Source organism: Streptomyces sp. NPDC060209, from assembly GCF_042728155.1.
GTDB lineage: Bacteria > Actinomycetota > Actinomycetes > Streptomycetales > Streptomycetaceae > Streptomyces.
This window is the reverse complement of the sequence record NZ_JBHWZS010000370.1, coordinates 1-7920: the sequence shown is the minus strand read 5'-3', so window position 1 is coordinate 7920 and position 7920 is coordinate 1. Positions and strand designations below refer to the sequence as shown.

The window sequence follows — 7920 nt, the reverse complement described above, 5'->3', positions numbered from 1 at the left end:
CGCACGCACAGCCGTGCGTCGCCTGTGGGGGAAACGCCGCGGGAGCCACGCCGGTTCCGCCGAGTGCGCGGCCCCGGAGCGAACGGCCGAAAACATGCCCCCGGACCGGTCCGTCACGCGGTACGGCGCCCGCGGTTTCGGCCAGCCCCTGCCCGGAACCCGCTGCCACTCGGCAGCAGATCGACACGCCCGTCGACGACACCATGACGGCGATGCGAACCCCCGGCACGCATCTGGCCGCTGTCACAGGTGCCACAGGCGACAAGGGCACCGTCCGCCGGTGAGCGTGTGCTCCGGCTGCCGACGGCTTTCCGGATGCATCTCATAGCCCAAGGTGAGAAAGGGTTGGTCATGGCCGCGGGCTGGGTGCCGTATACCCGGTTCCGCCGATCAGGCAGGTGACCTTGCCTGTCCGGACCGGCCGTTTACTTGTCGCCCACGACTGTGAAACAGCACCGATATACATCCCGCCTAACGTCCATCAACGGCTTACGAGATGAGGGGTGCGGCAGATGTGGACGAACCGGCGGTCGTTTCTGGGACTCGCGGCGACAGCAGGGGCAGGGGCATTGGTCTCTTCCGGAGGACAGCCGGCGGTCGCGGCGACCGGAGCCGGCAGGAGGCCGGCACCGGACACCCGTTCGCCCGGGGAGCCCGATCCCACGGTGTGGAGAGAGTTCGGCGACCCGCTGGTCCCCGCGACGGGATTCGGTCCGCTGGCCGGACTGACCGTGGCCGTCAAGGACCTGTTCGCCGTCGAGGGGCATCGGGTGGGCGCGGGCAATCCCGCCTGGCTGGCCGGGAGTCGCCCGGAGACCACCACCGCTTCGGCGGTTGCGGCGTTGCTCGCGGCGGGCGCCGCCGTTGCCGGGATTGCCCGTACCGATGAGTTCGCGTACAGCCTGGCGGGCACGAACGGCCACTATGGTACGCCGCCCAACCCGGCGGCCCCGGAGCGTATTTCGGGCGGCTCGACCTCCGGTCCCGCCAGTGCCGTCGCACTGGGTCAGGCCGATATCGGTCTCGGCACCGACACCGGAGGCTCGATCCGCATCCCCTCCTCCTACCAGGGCCTTTACGGAATGCGCCCGAGCCACGGCGCGGTGTCCACCAAGGGGCTGCTACCGCTGGCGCAGTCCTTCGACACGGTCGGCTGGATCACCCGTGACGCCAGGGCACTGCGCGCCGCAGGGCGGGTTCTGCTGCCCCGCGGCGCCGGCCCGGCTCCGTCGGGTGCCGTGCTCGCGCAGGAGATCATCGACGTGGCCTCGCCGGAGGTCGCCGCCTCGGTGCGCCGGGCGGTGGCCGGCTGGCGCGCCGCCGGGCTGCCGCGCGTCCGGGGCGTACGGTTCGACGCCGGCGAGCTGCCCGGCTGGGTGCGCGCCTTCCAGGCCAAGCAGGGCGTGGAGGCCTGGCGCCAGTGGGGGCCGTGGGTCTCGCGGCACTGGGAGTCCCTCAACCCGGATGTCAGGTCCCGGTTCGAGACCGCGTCGAAGTACACCCCGGACGATCTCGCCGCGGCCGAGCGGGTCCTGCGCGAGGCGCGCGCCCGCGTCGACGACCTGCTCGGTGACCGGGTACTCATCGTGCCGTCCGCCTCCTCGGTGGCTCCCACCCGTGAGGAGGCCGCACTCGGCGGCCCTGTCATCGAGCAGGCCAGGGCCCAGACCTTCCAGCTCACCTGCCTCGCCGGCCTCACGGGCCGTTGCGCTGTCAGCATCCCCGTCCGCAGTCGCACCGCCCCCGTGGGCCTGTGCCTGGTGGGCCCGCGCGGAAGCGACCGCCACCTTCTTGACCTCGCGGTCCGCGTGGAGGCGGCTGGGGTGTGAGCCTCCACGCCTGCGGGCGCCGTGTCTCCCAGCTCCCGGGCGCGGCGAGGGGGCGGCCGGGGTGCGGCGGGCGGGGTGCGGCGGGCGGGCCGGTGCCGCCCCGCGACTGGTTCCGTTATCCCACATTCTGGACGATACCTAACCGACCTGTGAGATGCATGAGATCGTTTCGGCGCCCGCACCGGTCGCGCGGCCTTGCCACGAGGGGACCTGCGCCGCCGTGCGGGACCGTCGGCCCTCCAAGTCGACGGCCGCACTCCGCACTCGTGGGAAAGTCCCAGAGATGTACGCTCCCACTGACGAGCCCGCCCAGGCCCCGTCGCAGTCCCCGGCCGAGGCCGCGCCCGCCAACTCGCGCTCCCGCGTCCTGATCGCCAGCCTCATCGGCACGACGATCGAGTTCTACGACTTCTACGTCTACGCAACCGCCGCGGTCCTGGTCTTCCCGAAGCTCTTCTTCCCGAGCAGCGACGCGACCACGGCCCTGCTCTCCTCCTTCGCGGTCTTCGGCGCGGCGATGGTCGCCCGCCCGATCGGCGCGATCGTCTTCGGCCACCTCGGCGACCGCCTCGGCCGCAAGGGCACCCTGGTGGCCTCGCTGCTCACGATGGGCATCGCCACCTTCCTGATCGGCGTTCTGCCGACGTACGCGCAAGCCGGCTGGGTCGCCACGGCGCTGCTGGTGCTTATGCGGCTCGCCCAGGGCTTCGCGCTCGGCGGCGAGTGGAGCGGCGCGGCCCTGGTCGCCACCGAGAACGCACCCGCCGGGAAGCGCGCACTGTGGGGCACGTTCCCGCAGCTGGGCGCCCCGCTCGGGTTCATCATCGGCAATGGCCTCTTCCTGATCATCGGCGCGCTGCTGCCCTCAGCGGCGGGCGCCGACCCCTCGCAGCCCTCCGACGCCTTCCAAAGCTGGGGCTGGCGGATCCCGTTCCTGTTCTCGGCTGTCATGGTCGCGATCGGTCTGTGGGTGCGCATGCGCCTGGTCGAGTCGCAGGTCTTCGCGAAGACGCAGGAGACCGGCAAGGTCCGCAAGCTGCCGCTGGCCACCGTCTTCCGCCACCACTGGAAGCAGCTGGTCCTCGGCAGCTTCGCGATGCTGGCGACGTACGTCCTCTTCTATCTGATGACGACGTTCTCGCTGAGCTACGGCCGCACCGCCGAGGACGCGGACGTCCCGGGACTCGGCTACAGCTACACCACGTTCGTCCTGATGATGATCTTCGGCGTGCTGTTCTTCGCCGCGTTCACCCTGATCTCCGGCCCGCTCGCGGACAAGTACGGCCGCCGCAAGACCCTCGCCTGGGTCACGGCCGGCATCATCGTCTTCGGCCTGGTCTGGGTGCCGCTGATCAACCTGGGCACGCTCGGCGTGGTCCTGTGGCTGGTCCTCGGCTTCACCCTGATGGGCACGACGTTCGGCCCGATGGGCGCGATGCTCCCGGAGCTCTTCCCCACCAGCGTCCGCTACACCGGCTCCGGCATCGCCTACAACGTCAGTTCCATCCTCGGCGCGGCCGTCGCCCCGTTCGTCGCGGTCGCCCTCTGGGAGGCCGGCGACGGCTCCCCGTGGCTGGTCGGCGTCTACCTCTCCGTGATGGCCGTCCTCACCCTGACCGCCCTCCTCATCGGCAAGGAGACGAAGGACGTCGCCCTGGACGAGGGCGAGGTCCCGGCGGCCCCCGCCCGGACCGAGGCCCCGTCCGCCTGACGCGGACCTGGTGCCGCGGCAGGCAACGTCTTTCCGTGAAGGAGCGACGTCCGGTGCGTGCTGTCGGAGTGCCGGCCGGAGGCCCTCGTACTGGACGTACTTGGGCCTTCGGCCGGTGCGGCGAGAGTGCGTGCCGGGTGTCGAACGTCGCCCGCCACGGCACCAGCTCATCTGGAAGCCGATTTTTGTGGTGCATGGCCACCGTCCCGAGCCGCATTGACGCCCTGGCAACCGAAATCAGTGAGAGCGCCTGATCCGCAAGGCGCTACACGACGTCCTGTCCGCCCGCATGACCACCGCAGTCGGCTTACGGAACGACGGCCCGAGGCGCCGGCAGCCCCGCACTCGATAACGGGGGCGATTCTCCGGGAGACAGCCCTGCCCAACTCGACCGCGGCACTCGTCCCCGCGGGCGCGGGGTCGACTGGCCAAGGCGGACCGAGGCTATACCGGACCGCGGAGCATCAGGCGATCCGCTTGGTACGGCGTCAGAAGCGTCGGCCCGGGAAGGCGACTCACCCTGCCCGCCCGACGCCCCTCCGGCCGCCGGCTCCGCGAGGTTTCGACGAAACCGCCGGGGCTACCTCCGGGCTCCTCCCGCGATCAGCGGATGCAGTCCGTGCACGCCGCAGAGGCAAGCGCACGGGCGGTCAACAATGTCCGCTCCGCTCAAGGTTCCACCTCCAGGCGCAGGCCTCAGCGGCGGAACCGGGACGGCGGCCAACGACATGAACATTCGGACCCTCCCGCTCCGGCAAGCTCAAGCAGTGGCGCGGCCTGGCCACCGGCTACGACAAGAGCGCCACCGTCCACCGGGCCGGACTCCACCTCGCCGCCGTCTTCATCTGGTCAGCGAGACGATCCGAAAGGGGGCGCCCAGCGATGCACGGTCGCAGCGACTTGCTCAGTCGTCGAACCACACGACGAGGCACACGTTGTCGTCAACAGGGCGTAGGGCGCTCCACAAGGTGCTGTGGATCCACCGAACGGTGGAGGCGCGAATCCCGAGCTCAGACGCTGCGGTCGATGTGGCGGGGTGCGGTGCGCCCGTAACTTCGCGGTATGACCGCATTGGAAGTACGAAATCTGCACAAGCGCTACGGGCAGCACGTTGCCGTCGACGACGTCTCTTTCACCGTTGAAGAGGGGGAGATCTTCGGCATGCGGTTTGTCCCGCATGCCCACCTCCAGTGATTGCACGGTGCCATCACCAAGCTTAAGGGCTGTCCCGTAACACCCGGCGGGCGCACGACGACAGCTACGGCACCTCGCCGCGTTGTCGGGTCGCCCGAATACGCCCGGTACGAGGACGCCCCTCCGCCTTGCGATGCACCGCATCCGACGCCGCGCGCTGATCCACCGGGCATTACGGGACAGCCCTTAAGCTCGCCTACGGCTAGTGATTGCAATTCGCAATCACATCGCTTCGACGGCAGGAGTCCGTGCAATGTCCCGCGTGAGGGTCCACAACTTCTCCATCTCTATCGACGGATTCGCCACTGGTGAAGGGCAGAGTCTCGACACCCCGTTCGGCCACGCCGGCACGCGGCTCCATGAGTGGTTCTTCCCGACCAGGACCTTCCAGCAGATGCTGGGCAAGCCGGATGGGAGCACTGGGGTCGATGACGCCATCGCCGGCACCTGGGATGTCGGCATCGGAGCGGAGATCATGGGCCGCAACAAGTTCAGCCCCCAGCGCGGGCCCTGGGAGAACCACGACTGGAACGGCTGGTGGGGGCCCAATCCGCCGTTCCACACCCCGGTGTTCGTCCTGACCCACCACCCCCGCCCCTCGGTGGAGATGGAGGGCGGCACCACATTCCACTTCATCGACGCCACCCCGCAGGAGGCACTCCGTCAGGCGCGCGAGGCCGCAGGCGACTTGGACGTGAGGATCGGTGGCGGGCCGACCACGATCCGCGAGTTCCTCGTCGAGGACCTCATCGATCATCTGCACATCGCCGTCGTCCCGATCGTTCTGGGCCGTGGCGAGCGCCTGTGGGACGGACTCGAAGGACTCGAGAAGCGCTTCCAGGCCGAGTCCGTGACAAGCCCCAGCGGCGTCACGCACATGACCTTCACCCGGCCGTAGCGACCGCCCGCACAGGCGGCGATCGGCCTCGGTCTCCCACCCCGCACGCTCCGAAGGCAGACAGGGCGAACACCACCTCCAGGGGCGCGCCACGTTCGCCATATGCACGGCCGGCCAGGGCGCGCCGCTGCTCCTGATCGGCAGCGCCTTCAACGACCGCGCGACCGTGGCCGGGCTTGCCAACATGATGGCATCGCAGGCACAGGATCTCCGGTGGTCACAGAGCGTCCCGACTCCGTGATCACGGAACCTGTGCTTGCCCCGTCTGCCGATGGCCCCCGCCCGTGCCTATCGGCGTGGCCTCTCGACGGCGGTTCCTAACCCCTGTATGTCTCCAGCAGCCTCAGCCAGACCTCGCTGATCGTCGGGTAGGCCGGTACCGCGTGCCAGAGTCGCTCGATGGGGACCTCACCGGCCACGGCGACCGTCGCCGAGTGCAGCAGTTCACCGATGCCCGGTCCGACGAACGTGACGCCGAGCAGGATCTCGCGGTCCAGGTCGACGACCATCCTGGCCCGGCCCTTGAACCCCTGCGCGTACAGGCCGGAACCGGCGACCGAGGCCAGGTCGTAGTCGACAGCGCGGACCCGGTGGCCGGCCGCCTCCGCCTCGGCGAGCGTGAGGCCGACCGAAGCCGCCTCCGGGTCCGTGAACACGACCTGCGGGACGGCCGCGTGGTCGGCGGTGGCCGCGTGCGCGCCCCAGGGGTCCGTCTCCAGCAGGGGGGTTTCCTGGGCACGGGCCGCGATCGCGGCTCCCGCGATGCGTGCCTGGTACTTGCCCTGGTGGGTCAGGAGCGCGCGGTGGTTGACGTCGCCGACCGCGTACAGCCAGTCGCTGCCCTCCACGAGGCAGCTGTCGTCGACGGCGAGCCAGGATCCGGGCTCGAGCCCCACCGTGTCGAGGCCGAGGTCGTCCGTGCGCGGGGCCCGGCCGGTGGCGAAGAGGATCTCGTCGGCCTCCAGCCGTTCCCCGTTGTCCAGTTCGACGGTGACCGGCCCGTCGTGGCCGGCCCTGCGCACTCCGGTGGCCGAGACCCCGGTCAGGATCCGCGCGCCGGCTTCGGTCAGTGCCTCGGCGACCAGGTCACCGGCGAAAGTCTCCATCTTGGGGAGCAGTTGCCCGCCGCGGATCAGCATCGTCACCTCGGCGCCGAGTCCCTGCCAGACGGTCGCCATCTCAACCCCGACCACTCCCCCGCCGACGACGACGAGCCGGCCCGGCACCTCCTTGGCGCTGGTCGCCTCGCGGCTGGTCCACGGCCGGACGTCCGCGATGCCGGGCAGGGCGGGGACGACGGCCCGGCTCCCGGTGCAGACGGCGACGGCGTGCCGCGCGGTGAGGTGCTGCTCCGACCCGTCGGCGTCCGTGACGGACACCTGCCGGACTCCGGTCAGCCTGCCCTTGCCGCGGTAGATGTCCGCGCCGATGCTGTCCAGCCAGCCGACCTGACCGTCGTCCTTCCAGTGTGACGTCTGCTCGTCACGGTGGGCGAGGACGGCGTCCGCGTCGAGCGGCCCCTGCACCGCGCCGCTCAGCCCGGGGACGCGGCGCGCGTCGGCGCGTGCGACGACCGGGCGCAGCAGTGCCTTGCTGGGCATGCACGCCCAGTAGGAACACTCACCGCCGATGAGTTCGGACTCGATCACCGCGGTGCTCAGTCCGGCGGCCCTGGCACGGTCCGCCACGTTCTCGCCCACCGGGCCGGCCCCGATGACGACGACGTCATATTCACTGCTCCGCGCACCATCAACATCAGTCATGGGAACAGTGTCCTCGTGGGTGTGCGCCGCGGCCACATGGGCAGGCGGAATACCGCAAGAGACGTCACCGTTGTGCCGGACAGGTTCGAGCGGTCCCAGGAAGAGGTAAGAGAGTATGAGCACCGTAGAGCTCACCAAGGAAAACTTCGATCAGGTCGTGAGCGACAACGAATTTCTGCTGATCGACTTCTGGGCTTCCTGGTGCGGTCCGTGCCGGCAGTTCGCCCCGGTCTACGACTCTGCGTCCGAGCGCCACCCCGACCTGGTCTTCGCCAAGGTCGACACGGAAGCGCAGCAGGAGCTGGCGGCCGCGTTCGAGATCCGGTCCATTCCCACGCTGATGATCGTCCGCGACAACGTGGCGGTCTTCTCGCAGCCCGGGGCGCTCCCCGAGGCGGCGCTGGAGGACGTCATCGGCCAGGCGCGCAACCTGGACATGGACGAGGTACGCAAGTCCGTCGAGGAGCAGAAGCAGACGCAGCAGGAGCAGGAGCAGCAGTAGTCCCTGCGGATGTGCGGCAGACG

6 protein-coding genes are annotated in these 7920 nt (G+C 70.0%); 5 read left to right on the top strand and 1 reads right to left on the bottom strand.

Annotated elements, in window-relative coordinates; genetic code table 11:
• Positions 1 to 665 precede the first annotated feature (665 nt).
• The 4 genes from ACFWFI_RS38475 to ACFWFI_RS38460 all read left to right on the top strand — a co-directional run bounded on the left by ACFWFI_RS38475 (position 666) and on the right by ACFWFI_RS38460 (position 5632).
• The gene (locus ACFWFI_RS38475; RefSeq protein ID WP_387399812.1) at positions 666 to 1829 is read left to right on the top strand and encodes an amidase family protein; all 1164 of its coding nucleotides are present in this window, start codon (positions 666 to 668) and stop codon (positions 1827 to 1829) included.
• Between the two features lie 283 nt (positions 1830 to 2112).
• Positions 2113 to 3540, top strand: coding sequence for an MFS transporter (locus tag ACFWFI_RS38470; RefSeq protein ID WP_387399809.1), 1428 nt, complete (start codon positions 2113 to 2115; stop codon positions 3538 to 3540).
• A 1062-nt stretch (positions 3541 to 4602) separates the two neighbouring features.
• Positions 4603 to 4734: a hypothetical protein gene (locus tag ACFWFI_RS38465; protein WP_387399807.1), complete on the top strand. Its 132-nt coding sequence runs from the start codon at positions 4603 to 4605 to the stop codon at positions 4732 to 4734.
• A gap of 253 nt (positions 4735 to 4987) precedes the next feature.
• Positions 4988 to 5632 (top strand): dihydrofolate reductase family protein, encoded by a 645-nt coding sequence (locus ACFWFI_RS38460; RefSeq protein ID WP_387399804.1) that lies wholly within the window; start codon positions 4988 to 4990, stop codon positions 5630 to 5632.
• Between the two features lie 317 nt (positions 5633 to 5949).
• On the opposite strand, the gene ACFWFI_RS38455 is transcribed toward ACFWFI_RS38460, so the two are convergent.
• The gene (locus ACFWFI_RS38455) at positions 5950 to 7395 is read right to left on the bottom strand and encodes a dihydrolipoyl dehydrogenase family protein (protein ID WP_387399802.1); all 1446 of its coding nucleotides are present in this window, start codon (positions 7393 to 7395) and stop codon (positions 5950 to 5952) included.
• Positions 7396 to 7510: 115 nt separating this feature from the next.
• Here ACFWFI_RS38455 and trxA point away from each other — a divergent pair, with 115 nt between their 5' ends.
• The gene (gene trxA, locus ACFWFI_RS38450; RefSeq protein WP_387399799.1) at positions 7511 to 7897 is read left to right on the top strand and encodes a thioredoxin; all 387 of its coding nucleotides are present in this window, start codon (positions 7511 to 7513) and stop codon (positions 7895 to 7897) included.
• The last annotated feature ends 23 nt before the right edge of the window (positions 7898 to 7920 follow it).